This window comes from Dryocola sharpae (genome assembly GCF_051307055.1).
Classification (GTDB): Bacteria; Pseudomonadota; Gammaproteobacteria; order Enterobacterales; family Enterobacteriaceae; genus Dryocola.
In genome coordinates this window covers 2,867,335-2,888,612 of record NZ_CP149994.1, presented here as the reverse complement: position 1 = coordinate 2,888,612, position 21,278 = coordinate 2,867,335, and the positions used below count along the sequence as shown (strand labels likewise).

The 21,278-nt window shown below is 56.1% G+C and carries 18 protein-coding genes; 12 read left to right on the top strand and 6 right to left on the bottom strand.

Going from position 1 to position 21,278, the window contains the following annotated elements; genetic code table 11:
- Positions 1 to 108: 108 nt before the first annotated feature.
- The gene (locus WLO31_RS13785; RefSeq protein ID WP_435927178.1) at positions 109 to 363 is read left to right on the top strand and encodes a YkgJ family cysteine cluster protein; all 255 of its coding nucleotides are present in this window, start codon (positions 109 to 111) and stop codon (positions 361 to 363) included.
- On the opposite strand, the gene setB is transcribed toward WLO31_RS13785, so the two are convergent.
- Positions 360 to 1,541, bottom strand: a complete 1,182-nt coding sequence (gene setB / locus WLO31_RS13780; protein WP_435927177.1) for a sugar efflux transporter SetB — start codon at positions 1,539 to 1,541, stop codon at positions 360 to 362. The two genes, WLO31_RS13785 and setB, sit on opposite strands and share 4 nt — an antisense overlap.
- A gap of 349 nt (positions 1,542 to 1,890) precedes the next feature.
- Here setB and fruB point away from each other — a divergent pair, with 349 nt between their 5' ends.
- The 3 genes from fruB to fruA are packed head-to-tail and all read left to right on the top strand — an operon-like array spanning position 1,891 to position 5,672.
- The gene (gene fruB / locus WLO31_RS13775) at positions 1,891 to 3,024 is read left to right on the top strand and encodes a fused PTS fructose transporter subunit IIA/HPr protein (RefSeq protein WP_435927176.1); all 1,134 of its coding nucleotides are present in this window, start codon (positions 1,891 to 1,893) and stop codon (positions 3,022 to 3,024) included.
- Positions 3,021 to 3,959 (top strand): 1-phosphofructokinase, encoded by a 939-nt coding sequence (fruK, locus tag WLO31_RS13770; RefSeq protein WP_435927175.1) that lies wholly within the window; start codon positions 3,021 to 3,023, stop codon positions 3,957 to 3,959. The genes fruB and fruK overlap by 4 nt, the downstream gene beginning before the upstream one ends.
- Before the next feature lie 15 nt (positions 3,960 to 3,974).
- Positions 3,975 to 5,672, top strand: coding sequence for a PTS fructose transporter subunit IIBC (gene fruA, locus WLO31_RS13765; RefSeq protein ID WP_435927174.1), 1,698 nt, complete (start codon positions 3,975 to 3,977; stop codon positions 5,670 to 5,672).
- 101 nt (positions 5,673 to 5,773) lie between these two features.
- Here fruA and WLO31_RS13760 read toward each other — a convergent pair whose 3' ends face one another.
- Complete coding sequence (locus tag WLO31_RS13760; protein WP_435927173.1) at positions 5,774 to 6,472, bottom strand: transcriptional regulator YeiL; 699 nt, start codon at positions 6,470 to 6,472, stop codon at positions 5,774 to 5,776.
- A gap of 136 nt (positions 6,473 to 6,608) precedes the next feature.
- Between WLO31_RS13760 and rihB the strand changes: the two genes are divergently transcribed.
- Both rihB and WLO31_RS13750 read left to right on the top strand, forming a co-directional pair.
- A complete protein-coding gene (rihB, locus tag WLO31_RS13755; protein ID WP_435927172.1) occupies positions 6,609 to 7,541 on the top strand; it encodes a ribosylpyrimidine nucleosidase in 933 nt (310 codons plus the stop codon).
- Between the two features lie 135 nt (positions 7,542 to 7,676).
- On the top strand, positions 7,677 to 8,927 hold the full coding sequence (locus tag WLO31_RS13750; protein ID WP_435930611.1) for a NupC/NupG family nucleoside CNT transporter: 1,251 nt from the start codon (positions 7,677 to 7,679) through the stop codon (positions 8,925 to 8,927).
- 36 nt (positions 8,928 to 8,963) lie between these two features.
- On the opposite strand, the gene nfo is transcribed toward WLO31_RS13750, so the two are convergent.
- Entirely contained in the window at positions 8,964 to 9,821 is an 858-nt protein-coding gene (nfo, locus tag WLO31_RS13745; protein WP_435927171.1) for a deoxyribonuclease IV, read from the bottom strand.
- A gap of 73 nt (positions 9,822 to 9,894) precedes the next feature.
- The gene (locus tag WLO31_RS13740; RefSeq protein ID WP_435927169.1) at positions 9,895 to 10,944 is read right to left on the bottom strand and encodes a YeiH family protein; all 1,050 of its coding nucleotides are present in this window, start codon (positions 10,942 to 10,944) and stop codon (positions 9,895 to 9,897) included.
- 240 nt (positions 10,945 to 11,184) lie between these two features.
- On the opposite strand from WLO31_RS13740, the gene yieE reads away from it, so the two are divergent.
- Entirely contained in the window at positions 11,185 to 12,051 is an 867-nt protein-coding gene (gene yieE, locus WLO31_RS13735) for a DNA-binding transcriptional regulator YeiE (RefSeq protein ID WP_435927168.1), read from the top strand.
- A 158-nt stretch (positions 12,052 to 12,209) separates the two neighbouring features.
- Positions 12,210 to 13,679: an amino acid permease gene (locus WLO31_RS13730; RefSeq protein ID WP_435927167.1), complete on the top strand. Its 1,470-nt coding sequence runs from the start codon at positions 12,210 to 12,212 to the stop codon at positions 13,677 to 13,679.
- A gap of 63 nt (positions 13,680 to 13,742) precedes the next feature.
- On the opposite strand, the gene WLO31_RS13725 is transcribed toward WLO31_RS13730, so the two are convergent.
- Complete coding sequence (locus tag WLO31_RS13725) at positions 13,743 to 15,701, bottom strand: ligand-gated channel protein (protein WP_435927166.1); 1,959 nt, start codon at positions 15,699 to 15,701, stop codon at positions 13,743 to 13,745.
- Positions 15,702 to 15,936: 235 nt separating this feature from the next.
- Positions 15,937 to 16,770, bottom strand: coding sequence for an S-formylglutathione hydrolase (gene fghA, locus WLO31_RS13720; RefSeq protein ID WP_435927165.1), 834 nt, complete (start codon positions 16,768 to 16,770; stop codon positions 15,937 to 15,939).
- Between the two features lie 108 nt (positions 16,771 to 16,878).
- Here fghA and WLO31_RS13715 point away from each other — a divergent pair, with 108 nt between their 5' ends.
- The 4 genes from WLO31_RS13715 to galS all read left to right on the top strand — a co-directional run bounded on the left by WLO31_RS13715 (position 16,879) and on the right by galS (position 21,142).
- Entirely contained in the window at positions 16,879 to 18,003 is a 1,125-nt protein-coding gene (locus WLO31_RS13715; protein WP_435930610.1) for a YbfB/YjiJ family MFS transporter, read from the top strand.
- A gap of 116 nt (positions 18,004 to 18,119) precedes the next feature.
- The gene (gene folE, locus WLO31_RS13710) at positions 18,120 to 18,785 is read left to right on the top strand and encodes a GTP cyclohydrolase I FolE (protein WP_435927164.1); all 666 of its coding nucleotides are present in this window, start codon (positions 18,120 to 18,122) and stop codon (positions 18,783 to 18,785) included.
- A gap of 20 nt (positions 18,786 to 18,805) precedes the next feature.
- Positions 18,806 to 19,963: a DUF418 domain-containing protein YeiB gene (gene yeiB, locus WLO31_RS13705; RefSeq protein ID WP_435927163.1), complete on the top strand. Its 1,158-nt coding sequence runs from the start codon at positions 18,806 to 18,808 to the stop codon at positions 19,961 to 19,963.
- A gap of 156 nt (positions 19,964 to 20,119) precedes the next feature.
- Positions 20,120 to 21,142, top strand: a complete 1,023-nt coding sequence (gene galS, locus WLO31_RS13700) for an HTH-type transcriptional regulator GalS (RefSeq protein WP_435927161.1) — start codon at positions 20,120 to 20,122, stop codon at positions 21,140 to 21,142.
- The last annotated feature ends 136 nt before the right edge of the window (positions 21,143 to 21,278 follow it).

Genomic DNA, 21,278 nt, shown 5'->3' with positions numbered 1-21,278 from the left:
CAGGCAAGCGGATTTCATCGCCTGTAAGCCAAAGTATAAATGAACGTGGCAAAGCCCGTGCGCTACTGTTACAGTCCGCCCACAAGCCAGCCCACCGGAGTATTGCTGATGGACTGTCGTCCTGATTGCGGAGCCTGCTGCACCGCGCCTTCTGTCTCAAGTCCGATACCGGGCATGCCCAACGGCAAGCCGGCAAACACGCCCTGCGTTCAGCTTGATGAACGAAACCTCTGTAAGCTGTTTCGCTCGCCGCTGCGTCCGAAGGTTTGTGCAGGCTTACAGCCCTCGCGTGAGATGTGCGGCGCCACGCGCCAGCAGGCTATGGAGTATCTTATCTATCTTGAGGCGGCTACCGCGCCTTAAACATCTTTAATGCGCGCCATGCAGTATGCCGTAACGGCTATCATGCCCAGCGCGATAAAGAAGACGGTGTGATAGTTCCAGATTTCGGCAACCACGCCCGCCAGCGAGCCGGCGATAATCCAGCCCACGCGCGTGGTATTGGTATAGAGCGTGGTAGCGGCGCCCGCCTGGCCCGGCATCAAATCCTGGAAATAAAGCATGCCGATCCCCGCCAGAATGCCGATAAAAATAGCGTTCAGCAGCTGTAAAGCCAGCAGCATAATTTCATTGTGCAGCGTCAGCATGCCGAGGTAAAAAAGCAGGCCCGCAACGGCGGCGACACGCATCAGGAAGCGCTTACCAAAACGTCTGGCGTAATAGCCCGCAATCAGCATGGTAGGAATCTCCAGCCCGGCAGCCGTCCCCATCATCACTCCCGCCAGCCTCTCCGGCAGATGCAGTTCACCAATGATATAAAGCGGCATATTAATGATGTACAGGCTGTTGCAGCCCCACATCATGGTGCAGGCGACGAACAGCAGCAGGGCGTCGCGGCGGTTGCGACGCGGCGCTTCAAGCCGGGTGGACGCAGGCGCAGGCTCCTTGCGCATAGAGGGCAGAAGCAGCCACACCATCAGGCTGCACACCACAAATGCGAAGGCGGCGCTGAGGTACATCGTGGTAAAGCCGAAGCCCAGCGCCAGCGCATAGGCGACCGGCGGGCCGATTACCCAGGCAAGCGATACCTGAGCACGCAAAATGGAGCTGAACATCACGGCTTCGCGCCCGGTGCGGTCGGCGTGTTCGCGGGCAAGGGCGAACATTTGCGGGTTGGCGGTGGAGCCGAAGCTGCTGAGAAACACGCCAACAAAGAGCAAAATAAAGTAGTTACGGTTCCAGGCAAACAGCACGCAGGCCAGCGCGCCCAGCAGGCAGCAGACGAAAATCAGCGATTTGCGATCGCCTTTGCGATCGGAGCGTCCTGCCAGAAACTGGCTGACCAGGATCCCGATGACCGCGCTGCCCGTAAAGAAAAAGCCCACCATCGCCGGACGAACCCGCACTTCTTCGGTTAAAAACAGGCTCAGCGTCGGCGTTTGTAAGGCGCCAGCAATGCCGGTTAAAAAAGCTACAATCAAGAAGGCGGAAGAGGTCAGATCGAGAGGCTTACGGGCTGCGGCAGCGGGTGTGTTTTGCATCAGGTCAGAATCGGTTAACGGAGAACGCGCGGAGTTTACGCGCCTTGTCACAAAATAAACAGTTGTTCAAAGCAAAAGCGCCACAAAAAGTCAAAACAGCGTTCTGATTTTAAGCTTTGTCGGCCGGGATTTTTGCCTTAACAGCTTCAGCTTTACCGTTTCGGTTAAGCTGAAAATGTGCGTAACCTCAAAATTCCGGCAACAAAAACCCAACAAAGCTTGCCTGTACGCCGGGGAAAACAGACACTCATTGAAACGTTTCAGCGTCGTCTTTCATCGAATCGGGATTGGGGTGACGCTTTTTTTCTCACGCAAGCTGAATCGTTTCAAATCAGCAGGAGAGGGAACCATGTTTCAGTTATCTGTGCAGGATATTCATCCGGGCCAAAGCGCCGGAAATAAAGAAGAGGCCATTCGGCAGGTTGCCGCTGCGCTGACAAAGGCGGGTAACGTAAGCGAAGGCTATGTAGACGGCATGCTCGCCCGTGAACAGCAGACCGCGACTTACCTCGGCAACGGCATTGCCATTCCGCATGGCACAACCGATACCCGCGATCTGGTGTTAAAAACCGGCGTTCAGGTATACCAGTTTCCGCAAGGGGTTGAATGGGCCGAAGGCCAGAAAGCTTATGTCGCCATCGGCATTGCGGCAAGCTCAGACGAACACCTCGGCCTGCTGCGTCAGTTGACTCACGTGCTGAGCGACGACGCGGTGGCTGAACGGTTAAAAACCGCAACCACCGCCGAAGAGCTGCGCGCGCTGCTGATGGGCGAAAAGCAAAGTGCAGCGCTGCTGTTTGATAATTCTCTTCTGGCGCTGGATATCGCCGCAGGCGACCTGATGACCCTGCAGGCCCTAAACGCAGGCCGTATCAGGCAGGCCGGCGCCGCCGACGCCTCTTTCGTCAGCCAGGTCGTTTCCAGTAAGCCGCTGTACCTCGGCCAGGGTATCTGGCTGAACGACAGCACCGAAGGCAACCTTGCAAGCGCCGTGGCCATCAGCCGCCCGGTTTGCGCTTTCGAAGCTGAAGGGGAGCCGGTTTCTCTGCTGATCACCGTCGCTGTGGCTGACGAGCAGCCGCTGCTGGTGCTAAACCGCCTGAGCGACATGCTGATTAACAACAAGGCTGAACGTCTGCTGAACGCCGATGCGCCGACGCTGCTGACGCTGCTGACCAGCGACGAGGCGCCGGCTGAAAATCTGCTGACGGAAGAATTCACCGTCCGAAACGAACACGGTCTGCACGCGCGGCCGGGTACCGTTCTGGTGAATACCATCAAACAATTTGCCAGTGAGATAACCGTGACAAACCTCGACGGATCCGGCAAGCCAGCCAACGGGCGCAGCCTGATGAAAGTGGTCGCGCTCGGCGTGAAAAAAGGCCACCGCCTGCGTTTCACCGCGCAGGGCGAGGATGCGCAACAGGCGCTGGCAGCCATTGGTGAAGCCATCGCCGCCGGTCTTGGCGAGGGGGCAGCATGAGCAGACGTGTCGCAACCATCACCCTTAACCCGGCTTACGATCTCGTAGGCTACACCCCGGAAATCGAGCGTGGCGAAGTCAACCTGGTGCGCACCACCGGCCTGCATGCCGCCGGGAAGGGTATCAACGTAGCTAAAGTGCTCAAAGATCTGGGTATCGACGTCACCGTCGGCGGTTTCCTCGGCAAAGACAACCAGGACGGTTTTCAGCAGCTGTTCAGCGAGCTGGGTATTGCCAACCGCTTCCAGGTCGTGCAGGGCCGTACCCGTATCAACGTCAAGCTGACCGAGAAAGATGGCGAAGTCAGCGACTTTAACTTCTCCGGTTTTGAAGTGACCCCGGCAGACTGGGAGCGTTTTGTTGCCGACTCCCTGAGCTGGCTCGGCCAGTTCGATATGGTCTGCGTCAGCGGCAGCCTGCCTGCGGGCGTAACGCCGGAAGCCTTCACCGACTGGATGACGCGCCTGCGCAGCCAGTGCCCGTGCATTATTTTCGACAGCAGCCGCGAGGCGCTGGTGGCAGGGCTGAAGGCCGCGCCGTGGCTGGTGAAGCCTAACCGTCGCGAGCTGGAGATCTGGGCTGGTCGCAAGCTGCCGGAAATGAAAGATATCATTGAAGCCGCGCACGCATTACGCGAGCAGGGCATCGCCCACGTGGTTATTTCGCTGGGCGCCGAAGGCGCGCTGTGGGTGAACGCTTCGGGCGAATGGATTGCGAAACCGCCGCTGTGTGAGGTTGTCAGCACCGTCGGCGCCGGGGATTCCATGGTCGGCGGCCTGATTTACGGCCTGCTGATGCGCGAGTCCAGCGAGCATACCCTGCGCCTGGCCACGGCCGTAGCTGCCCTGGCGGTGAGCCAGAGCAACGTTGGAATTACAGATCGTACGCAGCTGGCCGCCATGATGGCCCGTGTCGACCTGAAACCATTTAACTGATTCAGGAGAGGAACAATGAAAACGCTGCTGATTATCGACCCTGCGCTTGGACAGGCACGCGCTTATCTGGCGAAAACGCTGTTAGGCTCTGCGGCGCACAAAGCGCAGCTGACCGTTACCGATAACCCAAACGAAGCTGAGCTGGCGATCGTTGTGGGCGCCGCAATCCCGGCGGATAGCGCGCTGACCGGTAAAAACGTTTTTCTCGGTGACATTGACCGCGCGGTGCAGCACCCGGAGCTGTTTTTAAGCGAAGCAAAGGGCAAAGCCAAACCTTACACCGCGCCCGTTGCGGAAGCGGCTCCGGCCGCCGTGGCACAAGGCCCGAAACGCGTTGTTGCGGTCACCGCCTGCCCGACTGGCGTAGCGCATACCTTTATGGCGGCCGAAGCCATCGAAACCGAAGCGAAAAAACGCGGCTGGTGGGTGAAGGTTGAAACTCGCGGCTCCGTAGGCGCGGGCAACGCCATTACGCCGGAAGAAGTGGCCGCAGCGGACCTGGTGCTTGTCGCGGCGGACATCGAAGTGGATCTGGCGAAATTTGCCGGTAAGCCGATGTACCGTACTTCGACCGGCCTTGCGCTGAAGAAAACCGCGCAGGAGCTGGATAAAGCGGTGGCGCAGGCCAAACCTTATGAAGCGACAGGGCAGAGCGCCGCTGCTGCGAAAGAAGACAAAGAGGGCGGCGGCGCCTATCGTCACCTGCTGACCGGCGTCTCCTACATGCTGCCGATGGTGGTAGCGGGCGGGCTGTGCATCGCGCTTTCCTTCGCGTTTGGTATCGAAGCTTTTAAAGTGCCGGGCACGCTTGCGGCGGCGCTGATGCAGATCGGCGGGGGCTCGGCCTTTGCGCTGATGGTGCCGGTGCTGGCGGGCTATATCGCCTTCTCCATTGCCGACCGTCCGGGCCTGACGCCGGGTCTGATCGGCGGTATGTTAGCGGTGAGCACGGGCTCCGGCTTTATCGGCGGCATTATTGCCGGTTTCCTTGCGGGCTACGTGGCGAAGGCCATCAGCACTAAGCTTAAGCTGCCGAACAGCATGGAAGCGCTGAAGCCTATTCTGATCATCCCGCTGCTCTCCAGCCTGATCGTCGGTCTGGCGATGATCTACCTGATCGGTACGCCGGTGGCGAAAATCCTTGCAGGCCTGACCCACTGGCTGCAAACCATGGGCACCGCGAACGCGGTACTGCTTGGTGCCATCCTCGGCGGCATGATGTGTACCGACATGGGCGGTCCGTTGAACAAAGCGGCATACGCCTTTGGCGTCGGCCTGCTCAGCACCCAGACTTACGCGCCAATGGCGGCAATTATGGCGGCAGGGATGGTGCCACCGCTGGGGCTGGGCCTGGCCACGCTGATTGCGCGTCGTAAATTCGACAAGGCGCAACAGGAAGGCGGCAAGGCGGCGCTGGTGCTCGGTCTGTGCTTTATCACCGAAGGGGCGATACCCTTCGCGGCTCGCGATCCGATGCGCGTTCTGCCTTGCTGTATCGCTGGCGGCGCGCTGACGGGCGCTATCTCCATGGCGGTCGGCGCAAAACTGATGGCGCCGCACGGCGGCTTGTTCGTGCTGCTGATCCCCGGCGCCATCACGCCGGTGCTGGGTTACCTGATTGCGATTGTGGCAGGTATGCTGCTGACAGCTCTGGCTTATGCTTTCCTGAAGCGTCCGGAAGCGGAGCTGGCCGCGGCGAAACAGGGATCCTGATTGCATAAAATTCAGCGATAAACCGCAAAGCACGATTTCAGCGTTACCCTTCACTTAAAGGCAGAGATTTCTCTGCCTTTTTGCCTTTTCCCGCGCCAACGTCAGTGCAGTAAATCGGTAAAGTGATTATCCGGATCCATCTCAAGCGCCAGCGCCGTGAGCGCCTTCTTATTGGTAATGAGATAGCCATTTTTCTGCTTTAAAAGCAGGCCTTGTGCGGTGAACTGCGCAATCACATATAATAAGTGGCGATAGGAGACGCCCATATATTCCGCCGCCGGCGTGTGTTTTTCGTGATATATATCACAATGCTGCGTTAATAAAATAAACGCCGCCAGACGATTGATTAACGGAAACGACTGATTCTGCGTCAGCGAGACGATATTGCGATAATTTTTCTGGCTTAACGCGACGCAAAGATTACGTAAAAAGGTGACGTCTTTTAAAAGCAAAGGACGATACTGCTTTACGGGTAAAGCCAGGCACCAGCACTCCTCTATGGCCTGTACGGCCCGGGGCTCGTGGTGTTGATCCACCAGCTCAATTTCGCCGATAAAACAAGGCGCGCCGAAAAAATCAATCAGCGACACTCGGCCGTTAGCCTGGGTGGCATAGAGCTTCGCCCGGCCCCGGGCGAGGTAAAACAGATATAACGGCGGGTGGCCCTCCTTGACTATGCAGTCACCTGCCAGCACGTGGAACAGCCGGGTACCGCTTATAATCTCAATGGAAAAATTGTCGGTATAGGCGGTTTCCTGCAGCAGCTGCTGTTTTAGTTTCTCGTTCTGGACTTCTTTCACGATTATCTCCCGATATGAGATTTCTCATATTTAATGTACGTTTTCTGTTGTTATGATTCAAACGTTATTAAAAAGCACGCTTAAATTTTCTTCCCAGCAAAAGAAAATTATTTTTATGACCGCAGAGGAGATAACCGTGGAAAAGAGAAAGATTATACTTGATTGTGATCCAGGCCATGATGATGCTATCGCTATTATGCTGGCAGCCAGACATCCTTCTATCGAATTGTTAGGGATAACCATCGTCGCAGGAAATCAAACGCTGGATAAAACGCTGGTTAATGGATTAAACGTTTGCCAGCATCTTGATATTAACGTTCCGGTTCATGCGGGCATGCCCAAACCCATTATGCGTGAGCAAATTGTAGCTGATAATATTCATGGTGAAACCGGTCTTGATGGCCCTGTATTTGCGTCGTTAACCCGTAAGGCAGAAAGTAAACATGCCGTTCAGTATATTATCGATACGCTTATGCACAGCGAAGGCGACATTACTTTAGTGCCGGTAGGCCCGCTCACTAATATTGCCGTAGCCATGCGCATGCAGCCCGCTATTGTGCCTAAAATCCGTGAGATTGTGCTGATGGGCGGCGCCTACGGCACCGGGAATTTTACGCCGTCGGCTGAATTCAATATTTATGCCGATCCAGAAGCGGCGCGGGTTGTATTTACCTCAGGGGCGCCGATCGTCATGATGGGGCTGGATTTGACAAACCAGACCGTTTGCACGGCGGATGTCATTGCGCGCATGAAAAAAGCCGGCGGGCCTGCGGGCGAGCTATTCAGCGACATCATGAACTTTACGCTTAAAACCCAGTATGAGAACTATGGCTTAGCCGGTGGGCCGGTGCATGACGCAACCTGTATCGGCTATCTTATTAATCCTCAGGGCTTCAAAACCCAAGAGATGTATGTCGAAGTCGATGTGAATAGCGGGCCCTGCTATGGACGTACCGTTTGTGATGAGCTTGGCGTCACCGGCCTGCCGGCGAACGCCAAAGTCGGTATCTCCATCGACACCGGATGGTTCTGGGACTTAGTGGAAGAGTGCGTACGGATGTATAACTGATCCATGCTGATAAACTGTTTGTCAGGCAAAGATGCAATTATATTAGCGGATTGCCTGACAAATAATTAATGGGCAGTTAGCCGGCGCCCAAAGATATCAGACATACCAGCAGCCTTGTATAAAAGGTTATTCATGATGGATACATTAAGAAGCGTTTTGGGTATGGTGGTATTACTGGCAATTGCTTTTCTGCTGTCAGTAAATAAAAAGAATATCAGCATGCGCACCGTTGGCGCAGCGTTGGTATTACAAATTATTATGGGTGGCGCGATGCTGTATTTCCCGCCGGGAAAATGGCTGGCTGAGAAAGCAGCCTCAGGTATCCATAACGTAATGATTTACAGCGATGCCGGTAGCGAATTTATTTTTGGCGCGCTGGCCGGGCCAAAAATGGATGCTTTGTTTGATGGCGCCGGATTTGTTTTTGCCTTCCGGGTCCTGCCCGCCATTATATTTATCACCGCGCTGGTCAGCTTGCTTTATTATATTGGCGTGATGGGTATATTGATCCGCATCCTCGGCGGTATTTTTCAGCGGGCGTTAAATATCAGCAAGATCGAATCCTTTGTGGCGGTGACGACTATTTTTTTGGGTCAAAATGAGATCCCCGCCATCGTTAAGCCGTTTATCGACCGGCTTAACCGCAACGAACTGTTTACCGCCATTTGTAGCGGTATGGCCTCTATCGCAGGATCTACGATGATTGGCTATGCCGGATTAGGCGTACCCATTGATTACCTGCTGGCGGCCTCGCTGATGGCCATCCCCGGCGGTATTCTGTTCGCGCGAATTCTTAGCCCGGCCACGGAGCCTTCACAGGTTAACTTTGACAATCTCTCCTTCACCCAAACGCCGCCGAAAAGCTTTATCGAAGCTATTGCGACGGGCGCGCTCGCCGGGATGAAAATTGCTGTGGGCGTTGCGACGGTCGTCATGGCGTTTGTGGCTATTATTGCGCTTATCAACGGTATGATAGGCGGAGTGGGCGGCTGGTTTGGCTTCGGCCACGCCACGCTTGAAGGCATTTTTGGCTATGCGCTGGCTCCGCTTGCCTGGCTTATGGGGGTGGACTGGGGCAACGCGACGCTTGCGGGAAGCCTGATAGGTCAGAAGCTGGCGATTAATGAATTCGTCGCCTATTTAAGCTTCTCTCCCTGGCTGCAGCCTGGCGGAGCGCTGGATGTTAAAACTGTTGCCATCGTCTCGTTTGCGCTGTGCGGTTTTGCAAACTTTGGCTCTATCGGCGTGGTAGTGGGGGCCTTTTCTGCGATTGCGCCGCAGCGGGCGCCGGAAATTGCTCAGCTGGGCCTGCGGGCGCTGGCTGCCGCAACGCTTTCCAACCTGATGAGCGCCACCATTGCCGGTTTCTTTATTGGTCTTGCCTGAAGGGCGCGCCAGAGTTTTCTGGCGCGTTTTGCCGCATTACGCCACGGCTTCCTTGTCCTGCTGGGCTTTCAGCCAGGCTATCTCTTCCGCCCAGATATCCGGTTTAATGGTTTCCAGAATGAGAGGAATGCCGTCAAAACGGCTGTCGCGCATAATCCAGCTAAACGGCGTATGGCCGATATTGCCCTCGCCGAGGCTGTTGTGGCGATCCACGCGGCTGGCGAAGGTGCTTTTGGCATCGTTGAGGTGCATGCCGCGCAGATATTTAAAGCCGACGACGTTTTCGAATTCGGCGAAGGTTTTTTCGCAGTCTGCGACGGTACGTAGATCGTATCCTGCCGCAAAAGCATGACAGGTATCGATGCAAACGCCGACGCGGGATTTATCTTCCACGCCGTCGATAATCGCCGCCAGATGCTCAAAGCGGAAGCCCAGGTTGCTGCCCTGGCCCGCAGTATTCTCAATTACCGCCGTTACGCCCTGGGTTTTATCCAGCGCTATATTGATGGACTCGGCGATCTTCGCCAGGCATTCCTCTTCTGATATTTGCTTCAGATGGCTGCCGGGGTGGAAGTTCAGCAGCGTCAGCCCAAGCTGCCCGCAGCGTTGCAGCTCATCGATAAAGGCCGCGCGTGATTTTTCCAGCGCCTCTTCCTCCGGATGCCCGAGGTTAATCAGAAAGCTGTCGTGAGGCAGGATCTGGCCTGGCCCATAGTTGTACTTTTCACAGGCGCGTTTGAAATAGCTGATAACGTCGTCGGTGAGCGGGGCGGCCCGCCACTGACGCTGGTTTTTAGTGAACAGGGCAAACGCGGTGGCTTCCAGTTCGTGGGCGCGAATGACGGCATTTTCTAACCCGCCCGAGGCGCTGACGTGCGCTCCAATAAACTTCATCTTTGTCTCCTGTAAACCCGCTTGCGGGAAACCGACAATGATAGCGGGTTAGCGGGGAGATTTCCGCGCCAAATTATGCAAACAGATAATGAATTCCCAGGTTAATCGCGCCGCCGCCGACAATCAGCCAGGCAAACAGCACCAGCGCCATCAGCAGCGGGCGGAGGCCCGCTTTTTTCAGCGCGCTGATATGGGTGGTTAAGCCCAGCGCCGCCATCGCCATTGCCAGCAGGAAAGTGTCCAGCGCCACCAGCGTATTCACCAGCCATGCCGGCAGCAGGTGGAATGAATTAAATATCGCCACCAGGATAAACAGCACCGCAAACCAGGGGATGGTGATTTTGCTCGCCTGCGCCGCACCTGCCGGAGCAAGCTGTTTGACTCTTGCCGCCAGCAAGATAAGGAACGGCGCCAGCATCATCACGCGCAGCATTTTGGCGATCACCGCAGCGTTTTCCGTTTCCGGGCTGATGGCATGTCCCGCCGCCACAACCTGGGCCACTTCGTGCATGGTTGAGCCAGTGTAGATCCCGAAAGCCTCAGGCGTGAACCAGTGGGCGACAAACGGATAAATCATCGGATAGATAAAGATGGCCAGCGTACCAAAGATAACCACCGTCGCCACCGCCACGGTAACTTTGCTGGCTTCTGCTTTGACAACCGGCCCGGTCGCCAGAATCGCCGCCGCGCCGCAGATGCTGCTGCCTGCGCCAATCAGCCAGCTGGTTTGTTGATCCAGGCCAAATACTTTCTGCCCAAGCCAGCAGGCGAGGGTGAAGGTGCTGGTCAGGGTCAGTATGTCGATGATAATGCCGCTGGCGCCCACGTCCGCAATTTGCGAAAACGTCAGGCGGAAGCCGTAAAGGATAATGCCCAGCCTCAATAAATGTTGTTTCGCAAACAGCACGCCGCCGTCGCACTGCCGCCAGATTTTAGGATACAAAGTATTGCCGATGACCATCCCGCACAGGATAGCGAGCGTCAGCGCGCCCAGGCCGAGGCGGGCAACAGCAGGAATATTGCCCATCCATAGCGCAAACGCGGTGATAGCGCCGGTTAGCGCCAGTCCCGGCATAAAATGCTGCGGGGTATGCCGGTGGGCGGAAGCAGTAAGTTCAGTCATAGCCTTCTCCTTTGTGTTGGCTAAAGGTTAAGGCCGGCTGGTTTAAAAATAAAATTGATTATATATTTATAACCAATCTGAATAAGTAATATAGGCTTCCTCCCTGAAGCTGTAGCTGGTCGGCCGCGCTACTCCCCGAATCGCTTATTTAATGTAAGCTCATCGGCAAGGTTCCTGCGCCGCCTGGCTACAGCGCCGGTCATTATGGTTCCGGGCTAACAACTGTGAGTATGAGAACTTATGCACATCACGCTGCGACAACTCGAAGTCTTCGCCGAGGTTTTAAAAAGCGGCTCCACCACCCAGGCCTCGCAGATGCTTGCGCTGTCGCAGTCGGCGGTGAGCGCCGCGCTTGCGGACCTGGAAGGCCAGCTTGGCGTTCAGCTTTTTGACCGCGTTGGCAAGAGGCTGGTAATTAATGAACACGGGCGTTTGCTCTATCCGCGCGTGGTGGGCTTGCTGGAGCAGGCGGGTGAGATAGAACAGCTGTTCCGGGAGGACAACGGCGCTATCCGCGTTTATGCCAGCAGCACCATCGGCAACTACATTTTGCCTGAGATGATAGCCCGCTACCGCCGTGATTTCCCAAATTTGCCGCTGGAGATGAGCGTTGGCAACAGCCAGGACGTGATTAACGCCGTGGCCGATTTTCGCGTGGATATCGGGCTTATCGAAGGCCCGAGCCATATGACGGAGCTGGTCACCGAACCCTGGCTGGAAGATGAGCTGGTAGTGTTCGCCTCGCCTTCAGCGCCGCTGCTCGCGCAGCCCGTCACGCTTGAGACGCTCGCCGCCCAGCAGTGGATCCTGCGCGAAAAAGGGTCGGGCACGCGTGAAATCGTCGATTATCTTCTGCTTTCGCATCTGCCGCAGTTTCATCTGGGCATGGAATTAGGTAATTCAGAAGCGATAAAGCACGCCGTGCGCCACGGGCTGGGGATTAGCTGCCTGTCGCGCAGGGTTATCGAAGAGCAGCTTGAAACCGGGTCGCTGGTAGAAGTTGCCGTGCCGTTACCGCGCCTGGTGCGCACGTTATACCGCATTCATCATCGGCAAAAGCATATCTCTAACGCCCTGCAGCGCTTTTTAAGGTACTGCGAAGATTAATTCCCGATCCACATTCGCCATTCTGTAGGGAGCATAAGCGCTTTACTTATAATCCAGCCGCGATCATGAAGGTCTCTTATAACCCGGCATTTCTGCTATATGAACGGGGCGGTTTTGTTACAATCGCGCCTCATTTTTTCGAAGGACCGCAATTTTCTATGGTTTCTCAAGATAAAACCACACAAGCGCCTGGCTTACGTCGTGAGCTGAAAGCGCGCCACCTGACGATGATCGCCATTGGCGGTTCTATCGGTACGGGGCTTTTTGTCGCATCCGGTGCGACCATTTCTCAGGCGGGCCCCGGCGGCGCGCTGTTGTCCTACATGCTGATTGGTCTGATGGTCTATTTCCTGATGACAAGCCTCGGCGAACTCGCCGCGTACATGCCTGTTTCCGGCTCTTTCGCCACCTATGGTCAGCAATACGTTGAGGAAGGTTTTGGCTTCGCGCTGGGCTGGAACTACTGGTACAACTGGGCGGTAACCATCGCCGTTGACCTCGTCGCCTCACAGCTGGTGATGAACTACTGGTTCCCGGACACCCCGGGCTGGATCTGGAGCGCGCTGTTCCTCGGCATCATGTTCCTGCTTAACTACATTTCCGTTAAGGGTTTTGGCGAAGCGGAATACTGGTTCTCGCTGATTAAGGTCACCACCGTCATTATCTTTATCATCGTTGGCGTGATGATGATCGTCGGCATTTTTAAAGGGGCGGAGCCTGCGGGCTGGAGCAACTGGACGATTGGCGATGCGCCGTTTGCCGGCGGCTTCTCGGCGATGATTGGCGTGGCGATGATTGTCGGCTTCTCCTTCCAGGGCACCGAGCTTATCGGCGTGGCGGCGGGCGAATCTGAAGATCCGGGCAAAAACATTCCGCGCGCCGTGCGTCAGGTATTCTGGCGTATCCTGCTGTTCTATGTCTTCGCGATTCTGATTATCAGCCTGATTATTCCTTATACCGATCCGAGCCTGCTGCGCAACGACGTGAAGGATATCGGCGTCAGCCCGTTCACGCTGGTCTTCCAGCACGCGGGGCTGCTGTCTGCGGCGGCCGTGATGAACGCGGTGATCCTGACGGCGGTGCTGTCTGCGGGTAACTCCGGCATGTATGCCTCAACCCGTATGCTCTACACCCTGGCCTGCGACGGCAAAGCGCCGCGTATTTTCTCGAAGCTTTCCAAAGGCGGCGTGCCGCGTAATGCGCTGTACGCAACGACCGTGATTGCGGCGCTGTGCTTCCTGACCTCTATGTTCGGCAACCAGACCGTTTATCTGTGGCTGCTTAATACCTCAGGGATGACCGGCTTTATCGCCTGGCTGGGCATCGCCATCAGCCATTACCGGTTCCGCCGCGGCTATGTGAAGCAGGGTTACAATATTAAGGATTTGCCGTACGTTTCAGGTTTCTTCCCGCTTGGGCCGATCTTTGCTTTCGTGCTGTGTTTAATCATCACGCTGGGACAGAACTATGAAGCCTTCCTGGCCGATACCATCGACTGGGGCGGCGTTACCGCAACCTATATTGGTATCCCGCTGTTCCTGATTATCTGGTTCGGCTATAAGCTGACCAGAGGCAGCCGCTTCGTGAAGTACAGCGAAATGACTTTCCCGGCTAGTATTAAGAAATAAAAATAAAAGGGCGCGATAATCGCGCCCTTTGCTTTTGCCTGTTACTAACCGTACGTTCAGCGATTAGAAGTTATAGGTTAAGCCCAGGGTATAACGACGTCCGTCAAGAATGGTGTTGTAAGTGGCGTAATCGATCGTTTTATCAAAGACGTTATAGACTCCAGCCGACACCGTCATCGCTTTATTGGCGTTATAACGCAGGCCGATGTCCACCAGCGTGTAGGAAGGCGTACCCTGAGACATTGAGGTTCTGCTCAGGTATTCGGACGTTTTCCCGCGCAGGTTCAAACGGCTCCAGAAACCGACGTCCGGCGTGGCCTGCCAGTCAAGCGTTGAGTTGAACATATGCTTAGGCATTTTGTTCAGCGGCTTGCCGGAGAATTGCCCGCTCTTTTGCTCTGACTCCGTGTAGGTGTAGTTGCTGGTAAGATTCAGCGTCTGCGTTATCTTCCAGCCAAACGTGGATTCCACGCCGCGCATGTTGGCTTTATCAACGTTTACCCTGTCGCTGACGAAATCATAGGTATGGTTGCCGATACGACACGCCGGGTCCGCGCTGCTGTTACAGCGGCGCACTTCGGTGATCTTGTCCTTAAAATCGGTGTTAAACAGGGTGATGCCTGCGTTGAGGTTATCGCTGTTATCCCATAAGAGCGCAATTTCCTCGCTCAGGCTTTTTTCAGGTTTGAGATCCGGGTTGCCGACGATGATCCCATCCAGGCGTCCACCCCCGGTCACCTGTCCCCAACTGGCCGAGGACTGGCGTAAATCCGGCGAGCGGTAGCCCGCAGATACGCCGCCTTTAAGCGTCCACTGGTCGGCGAGATGCCAGACGCCGTAGCCGCGCGGCGTCCAGTGAGTCCCGTAGTTTTCGTCTTTATCCATGCGCAGGCCGCCCGTCAGCGTGAAGCTGTCGGTCATTGCCCATTCGTCTTCGCTGAATAATGCCCAGCTCCAGCGCGTTAATTTATTCAGGCCCTGCGCCGCTTCAAGCTGGTTGCCGTCGTCCTTGAGCTTTTCATACTTATATTGCCCGCCAAGCGTTAACGTATGATCGCCCAGGAAGAGCTGGTTCTGGTTATTGAGGATGGTGTTGTATGACTCCATGTCACGTCCGGGATTGCTGGTTTTTTCCTGCTGGACGTAGCTTGTGGTATTGAAATCTTCATAGTAGCCGTGATGGGTCAGGGCGTAGGTTGTGTGCTCATAGCGGCTTTCGCTTTTATCCCTGTCAACCGCAGCGGATTCACCCGGCGTGCTGTTGCGATCCTGTAATTCCCGCGAAATATCGAGATCAAAATCGTTTTTATCATCGGGCGTCAGGTTTAATCCTACCGAGCCGTTACGCATTCTCTGCTCGTTATAGCCGTTAAGGATTTTATCTTCCGCCCGGCGTGAGAGTAGCCCGGTCACTTTGGCGCCCAGCAGTCCTTCAATGAGAGGGCCCGCAGCATAGAAGTCCGTCTGGAATATATCGCCGGAATCATTATTTTCCTGGAACGTCGCGTCGCCGTGCAGCGAGCCTGCCCAGCCGCGCGTATTGGACGTTTTTTTGGTAATGACGTTAATCACGCCGCCCATTGCATCGGAGCCGTACAGAGAGGACATAGGGCCGCGAATAACCTCAATACGTTCGATAGATTCGAGCGGAGGCATCCAGCCCTGTTCAATACCGGCGTTATCGCTATTGGGGCGGGTGCCGCGCGTGCTGATGCGCTTACCGTCGATTAAAAACAGCGTGTACTGGGAAGACATGCCGCGAATGCTGATATCGCTGCTGCTGCCGCCGCCGGTGACCACCACGCCGGGGACGTCTTTTAGCGCGTCGGTAACGTCGCGCCAGGCTTTATCTTCAATTTGCTGTTTGGTGATAACAGAGATCGAAGCTGGAGCATTCTGTATTTTCTGTTCGAAGCCCGTTGCGGTCACAACCATCGTGTCTTGTGTATCTGCAAGGACAGGTGAGGGCGCAGCTGCGGTACAAACAAGTGCGGCGATAAGTTTGATGCGAGGTATAGCCATGCTTTCCACTCCATGTGTTGAAAAAAGGCCCCATCAGAAATAACCCGATAATAATTGCGTATATGTTTGACTTCTAAAGTTTCCTGGGTGATGGAGAACCGTGGGGAATTGTACAAAAATATTATATTTTGTAAACACGAATGATATTAATTATCATTTTCTTTGTTAAATGAGGCGTGGTTATTACCGGATGGAAAAGAAAGGAGATAAACGGCGGGGCGGGGCCCGCCTGATGCTATTTCAGCAGGTGTTCCGCATGGAACCGCAGATGGTCTTCCACAAACGAGGCGATAAAGTAATAGCTATGGTCGTAGCCCGGCTGCACGCGCAGGGTTAGCGGCCAGTTTTTTTGCCTCGCCGCTTCCGCAAACCGCGCGGGCTGCAGCTGATCGGCGAGGAACTGGTCCGCATCGCCCTGATCGATAAGCGTTGGCAGCGCGTTTGCCGGGTCTGCCGCTATCAGCAAACAGCAGCTGTCCCAGGCCTGCCACTGGCTTTCATCCGTACCCAGATAAGCGGTGAACGCTTTTTGTCCCCACGGCACGCGGGCCGGGTTCACAATCGGCGCAAAGGCGGAAACGGAACAGAAGCGGCCCGGGTTTTTCAGCGCGATGCTTAACGCGCCGTGTCCGCCCATCGAATGCCCGAAGACAGAGGCCTTTTCGCTGATGCTGAAATTGTCGGCGATTAAGGCAGGCAGCTCGTCGCGAATGTAGTCATACATGCGGAAATGCGCGGCCCAGGGCTGCCGGGTCGCGTTAAGATAGAAGCCTGCGCCCTGGCCCAGATCGTAGCTTTCGTCATTCGGCACGTGCTCGCCGCGCGGGCTGGTATCCGGCATCACCAGAACAATGCCCAGCTCTGCCGCTACGCGTTGCGCGCAGGCCTTAGTGGTGAAGTTCTCATCGTTACAGGTTAATCCTGACAGCCAGTACAGAACGGGTGGGGGAGTGGTGCGCGGCGGAGGCAGAAAAATACTGAAGGTCATAGGGCAGTTAAGTACCGCGGAATCATGGCGCCAGCGCTGCTGCCAGCCTTCAAAACATCGGTGTTCTTCGAGAAGTTCCATCAGGACGTTTCCTTAATTATCTTCACTATCAATGAACAACTTTCACTTCACCCCAGTCTAGTCATGCTGCATCATGCTGACAACGATATTGTAACAATTGAGGTCGATGTGGCGGCACGTATCGCACTAACGGGTTTTCTGGTGCTGGTGGTGGCGATGGGCATCGGGCGCTTCGCCTTTACGCCGCAGGTACCGCTGATGATAAGCGAAGGCCAGCTCACGTTAACGAGTGCCGGTCTGGTGGCCGCCATCAACTACCTGGGCTATCTGGTCGGCGCGTGGGACGCGATGCGCGCCCGGCAGCGGGTTGAGCTGCGTTTGCTGGCCGGGGTCTGGGGAGCCGTCATCCTGACGTTGCTTTCGGCCACCGTTGATGCAGCGCTCTGGCATGCGCTTATTCGCTTTCTGACTGGCTGGGCGAGCGGCTGGGCGATGGTGCTGATCGCGGCCTGGAGCAATGAAAAACTGGCGCAGCTTGGTAAACCTGGCCTGAGCGCCGCGGTGTTTGCAGGCCCGGGCGCCGGGATATTTCTCAGTGGCCTGCTGGCGGTCGGCATTCACAGCCTCGGGCTTGAGGCGAGCGAAGCCTGGCTGGTTTATGGCGTTCTGGCGTTCGTTTTTGTGCTGCTGATAGCCCGCAATCTGCCGCGCAAAGGCGAACTGCATCGTCCGGAAACGGCGCCGGAGCCCCTGGTGCTGAACGCGCCGCTGAAACGGCTGGTATGGAGCTACAGCCTGGCGGGCTTCGGCTATATCCTGCCCGCCACCTTTTTATCGCAAATGGCGAACGCCCGCTTCCCGGACAGCCTGTTTGCTCAGTTCGTCTGGCCGGTATTCGGCGGCGCGGCGGTGACAGGGATACTGCTCGGCATCGCCACGCGTCAGTTGCTGCACAGCAATCAGCGGCTGGCGCTGGTGCTGTGGCTGCAGGCGCTGGGGGTTTTCGCCCCGGCGCTTGTTTCTGGCATGACGGGCCTGGTGCTGGGCGCGCTGCTGGTTGGCGGCGGGTTTTTATGTGCCGTGCAGCTTTCCTTGCAGTATGGCCGTGAAATGGCGCCGCAACATACGCGCTATCTGGCCGGGTTGTTGACCACCGGCTACGCCGTCGGGCAACTGGTTGGCCCCGCGCTGTCGGCGTTATCGACCGCCTTAACGCATCAGCTTGAACCGGCGCTCTATGTCGCCGGAGCCGCGTTAATCGTCGGCGGCGGCCTGGTCTGGAAAAGGAATTAACGATTTCAATAATTATCCTTTGCACTACTGGATTATGCGGGCGCGCTCCCGCACAATGAGCGCACACTTTGTCCCATGTAGGGCAGAGGTCAGCCACACCTGCAGGAGAAAACAGCATGTCTACACTCAGTAAAGAAGCCGCTCTGGTTCATGAGGCTTTGGTTGCGCGCGGCCTGGAAACGCCATTGCGTCCGCCGTTGCGTGAACTGGATAATGAAACCCGCAAACGCGAGATCGCCGAACATATGTCGGAAATCATGCAGTTGCTGAACCTCGATCTGAGCGACGACAGCCTGATGGAAACGCCGCATCGCATCGCTAAAATGTATGTCGATGAGATTTTCTCCGGCCTGGATTACGCTAACTTCCCGAAAATCACCGTCATTGAAAACAAAATGAAGGTCGATGAAATGGTAACGGTGCGCGATATCACCCTGACCAGCACCTGCGAGCACCATTTTGTGACCATCGATGGCAAAGCGACGGTTGCGTATATCCCGAAAGATACCGTGATTGGCCTGTCTAAAATTAACCGCATCGTGCAGTTCTTCGCCCAGCGTCCGCAGGTTCAGGAGCGCTTAACCCAGCAAATCCTGCTCGCGCTGCAAACGCTGCTCGGCACCAACAATGTGGCGGTTTCTATTGATGCGGTCCACTATTGTGTGAAGGCACGCGGTGTACAGGACGCGACCAGCGCCACCACCACCACGTCGCTCGGCGGCTTGTTCAAATCCAGCCAGAATACACGCCAGGAGTTCCTGCGCGCCGTACGTCACAGCTAACCCTTAAGCAGGCAGGAAACATGGAGAGAAACGTTACGCTGGATTTTGTCCGGGGCGTCGCTATTCTCGGCATCCTGCTGCTGAATATCGTGGCCTTCGGTTTACCGAAGGCGGCATATATCAACCCCGCCTGGTCGGGGTCCGTTTCCTTGAGCGACGCCTGGACCTGGGCCGCGCTTGATTTATTTGCTCAGGTTAAATTCCTCACCCTGTTCGCTTTGCTGTTCGGCGCGGGCCTGCAGATGCTGTTACATCGCGGCAAACGCTGGATCCAGTCACGCCTGACGCTGCTTGTTCTGCTCGGTTTCATGCACGCTTTATTGCTGTGGGATGGCGATATCCTGCTGGCTTACGGCCTGGTCGGGCTGGTTTGCTGGCGTATGATTCGCGATGCGCCGGGCACGCGCCAACTGTTCAATACCGGCGCGCTGCTTTATCTCACGGGCGTAGGGGTTTTGCTGCTGCTTGGTTTTATCTCCGGCGATGCGCCCAGTCGCTCCTGGGTGCCGGATGCGGCAAATCTCCAGTATGAACGCTTCTGGAAAATTAATGGCGGCGCGGAAGCCATCAGCAACCGCGTCGATCTGCTCTCGTCAAACCTGCTGGCATTGGGCGCGCAGTATGGCTGGCAGCTGGCGGGCATGATGCTGCTGGGCGCCGCCCTGATGCGCAGCGGCTGGCTGAAAGGCCAGTATAGCCCGCGTCATTATCGCCGCCTCGGCGCATGGCTGATTGCGGCAGGCATGCTGATAAACCTGCCCGGTATTTACGCCCAGTGGCACGTCAGCTGGGACTCCCGCTGGTGCGCGTTTTTGCTGCAGGCGCCGCGTGAACTGAGCGCGCCGTTTCAGTCGATCGGCTATGCCGCGCTGGCGTTTGGCTACTGGCCGTGGCTTGCAAAGCGGCGTCTGGCGACGGCCATCGCCTGCGTTGGCCGCATGGCGCTATCGAACTATCTGCTGCAAACGCTGATTTGTACCACGCTATTCTTCCGCTTCAGCCTCTTCATGACCTTTGACCGCCTGCAGCTGCTGGCCTTTGTCCCGGCGGTGTGGGCCGCCAATATCCTCTTCTCGGTGCTCTGGCTGCGCCGCTTCCGCCAGGGGCCGCTCGAATGGTTATGGCGACAGTTAACCGCCCGGGCCGCGGGCGTATCGTCGCGACATTCGGCAAGATAATGATATACATCACAAAGGTTAACAAATTGTATGTAAACGTTTTCATGACTGTGATCCTCTTCACGTAAACCCGCCCCTTCTCGCCGCAAAATAGCCACCTTGTCAAAAACAGGGTGCAGCTATGAGACCGACTCTTCCAACGGCCAGGTGTTCGTTATGATCACCATTCGTGACGTTGCCCGTATCGCCGGCGTGTCAGTGGCGACGGTATCCCGCGTGCTTAATAACAGCGCGCTGGTCAGTGCTGAAACCCGTGAAAGCGTGATGCGCGCCGTCTCCCAGACGGGATATCGCCCTAACGCAAACGCGCAGGCGCTCGCCACCCAGGTCAGCGATACCATTGGCGTGGTGGTGATGGACGTATCCGATCCTTTCTTTGGCGCGCTGGTAAAAGCGGTGGACGTCGTGGCGCAGCAGCACAATAAATATGTGCTGATCGGCAACAGCTACCATCAGGAAGAAAAAGAGCGTCACGCCATTGAAGTGCTGATTCGCCAGCGCTGCAATGCGCTTATCGTTCATGCGAAGGCGCTGGGCGATGCCGAACTGGGCGAGTTCCTCGAAAGTATTCCCGGCATGGTGCTGATAAACCGCATCGTGCCCGGCTACGCCCATCGCTGCGTCGGCCTCGACAACGTAAGCGGCGCGGTAATGGCAACGCGCATGCTGCTGAATCAGGGACATACGCGTATCGGCTACCTTGCTTCCAGCCACAACATTGAAGATAACGAACAGCGTCGGGAAGGGTGGCTGCGCGCCTTAACAGAGCACGGTATCACGCAGCCGGAAAGCTGGATTGGCGTGGGCTCGCCGGATATGCAGGGCGGGGAAGCGGCAATGGTGGAGCTGCTGGGGCGCAATCTGCAGCTCAGCGCGGTATTTTCTTACAATGACAGTATGGCGGCAGGCGCGCTTACTGCATTGAAAGATAACGGGATTATTGTGCCTCACCATGTCTCCGTTATCGGTTTTGACGATATTCCCATCGCCCGTTACACCGATCCGCAGCTAACTACCGTGCGCTATCCGATTGTTTCAATGGCTCGCCTCGCCACCGAACTGGCGTTACAGGGCGCGGCAGGAACGCTGGATCGCGACGCAACGCACTGTTTTATGCCGACTTTAGTGCGTCGTCATTCGGTAGCGCCAAAGCAAATTGTGGCGCCGATCACTCTCTGATTAAAGAGCTGTATGTAACCGGTTTCAATTTGTGAGTAAATTCACAGTTAATTAACATTACGCTGACTATGATGTCAGCGTTTTATAAGCTGAAACTCTATGTAACGGTGAGGCAGCAGTTTCACCGCGGGTATTG

Coding starts and splice junctions, on each gene's coding strand:
- yieE (WP_435927168.1), top strand. CDS start 11,185: ATGCACATCACGCTGCGACAACTCGAAGTCTTCGCCGAGGTTTTAAAA.
- fghA (WP_435927165.1), bottom strand. CDS start 16,770: ATGGAACTTCTCGAAGAACACCGATGTTTTGAAGGCTGGCAGCAGCGC.
- yeiB (WP_435927163.1), top strand. CDS start 18,806: ATGGAGAGAAACGTTACGCTGGATTTTGTCCGGGGCGTCGCTATTCTC.
- folE (WP_435927164.1), top strand. CDS start 18,120: ATGTCTACACTCAGTAAAGAAGCCGCTCTGGTTCATGAGGCTTTGGTT.
- fruK (WP_435927175.1), top strand. CDS start 3,021: ATGAGCAGACGTGTCGCAACCATCACCCTTAACCCGGCTTACGATCTC.
- WLO31_RS13785 (WP_435927178.1), top strand. CDS start 109: ATGGACTGTCGTCCTGATTGCGGAGCCTGCTGCACCGCGCCTTCTGTC.
- WLO31_RS13730 (WP_435927167.1), top strand. CDS start 12,210: ATGGTTTCTCAAGATAAAACCACACAAGCGCCTGGCTTACGTCGTGAG.
- WLO31_RS13750 (WP_435930611.1), top strand. CDS start 7,677: ATGGATACATTAAGAAGCGTTTTGGGTATGGTGGTATTACTGGCAATT.
- setB (WP_435927177.1), bottom strand. CDS start 1,541: ATGCAAAACACACCCGCTGCCGCAGCCCGTAAGCCTCTCGATCTGACC.
- WLO31_RS13725 (WP_435927166.1), bottom strand. CDS start 15,701: ATGGCTATACCTCGCATCAAACTTATCGCCGCACTTGTTTGTACCGCA.
- galS (WP_435927161.1), top strand. CDS start 20,120: ATGATCACCATTCGTGACGTTGCCCGTATCGCCGGCGTGTCAGTGGCG.
- WLO31_RS13740 (WP_435927169.1), bottom strand. CDS start 10,944: ATGACTGAACTTACTGCTTCCGCCCACCGGCATACCCCGCAGCATTTT.
- fruA (WP_435927174.1), top strand. CDS start 3,975: ATGAAAACGCTGCTGATTATCGACCCTGCGCTTGGACAGGCACGCGCT.
- fruB (WP_435927176.1), top strand. CDS start 1,891: ATGTTTCAGTTATCTGTGCAGGATATTCATCCGGGCCAAAGCGCCGGA.
- nfo (WP_435927171.1), bottom strand. CDS start 9,821: ATGAAGTTTATTGGAGCGCACGTCAGCGCCTCGGGCGGGTTAGAAAAT.